Annotated in this window: 2 protein-coding genes; both read left to right on the forward strand. The window is 42.5% G+C overall.

What is annotated here, in order from left to right:
• Positions 1 to 530: 530 nt before the first annotated feature.
• A complete protein-coding gene (locus F6K23_RS40755) occupies positions 531 to 875 on the forward strand; it encodes a DUF1815 family protein (protein ID WP_293166939.1) in 345 nt (114 codons plus the stop codon).
• Between the two features lie 54 nt (positions 876 to 929).
• Positions 930 to 1288 (forward strand): AAA family ATPase (locus F6K23_RS40760; protein WP_293166941.1); only part of this gene is annotated, 359 nt, incomplete at its 3' end.

The following is a 1288-nucleotide window of genomic DNA, read 5'->3' on the forward strand; positions in this document are numbered from 1 at the left end:
CTATTTGGTTGGTGGCAAGTAAATTAGAATGGGTAGCTAAATTAACTCCACCCTGTCTTAAGGGAGGAGGGGTGGGTTGACACTCCCGTCGCGTGTTTCGAGGGCATTCTTGCCGGACTAGGTAAAGCCGTGATCAGGCAGGATTTAAAGAGTCCCCCATAGTTATAAGTCTGGCTGTAATCAAATTGCTAGCCATAATTGCTATTTAAGCATACATATTAGTTATTCTTATAGTTTTGGCAAAGTATTTTGAGCGCTAACTTGACGTTGCCAGAGTCTTAAGTCCATCTTGGGATAGAACCTTGCCAAGTTTGCTTGGCTATAGTTTATAAAAGTAAAGCCCATAGTGTTTCTGTTGATACTTTCGGAAATCACTGAGCAAGTTAGTCTTAAGCAAAGTTTTAGAGAAAATCAATTTTTCCAAAACTTTTCGTGATTGTGAGCTGATATCTCCCAAGATTTACAAGGTTAAAATCTTAAAAAAGTATAAAGGCACTAAAATTTTAGGATGTGGTGTTTGGAGGAGAAATGTGTTTATAAGACTGGCAGAACAACACCGTCAATTTGTCCATGATCTGGTGATGAATCTCCAAGCTTTAGCAGTAGTGCTGGAGAACCAAGGTTATCTAGCATCTTGCTACACCTGTGGTAGCCAAATGAATAGTGCATCTTTTATGGTCAGTCTGGGGGATGACCATTTGATTAGCTTTTTAGTCTCAGATTACGGAATTACCTGGACGGAAATGCGGGATGACCGAGAATTGATGAAATTAGAAGGGGCTGAGGCAATCAGCCAACTCCAAGACTTGGCAAACTTGATCAAATGCCGAAATCCCTCTGATGGGGTTCGTCCAGCCGTGGCTAATTTGCTGTGATATCCTACACTGACGCTATAGCCTTAGGACGCACTTGGCGTCAGTTCCGCTTGGATGTATCTCAAAAGCTTATACCTTCGACAGTTTCGCAATTATCAGGAATGCCTAGTAAATTTTGACGCTCCCAAAACAATCTTGGTAGGAAATAATGCTCAAGGGAAGTCAAATTTGCTAGAAGCGGTGGAATTGCTCTCTACACTTAAGAGTCATCGCTCAAGGCGTGACCGTGATTTAGTTCTAGAAGCAGCCCCGATTGCTCAAATTAGGGCTAACTTAGAGCGTGTTTATGGCTCAGTAGAATTGTCATTAACCCTACGGTCCCAGGGAAAACGTACCGTTGCCCTGAATCGAGAAGCTTTACGCAGGCAGATGGATTTTTTGGGGATCCTCAATGCCGTACAGTTCTCCAGTAA

The sequence above is a fragment of the Okeania sp. SIO2C9 genome, assembly GCF_010672455.1.
Lineage (GTDB): Bacteria > Cyanobacteriota > Cyanobacteriia > Cyanobacteriales > Microcoleaceae > Okeania.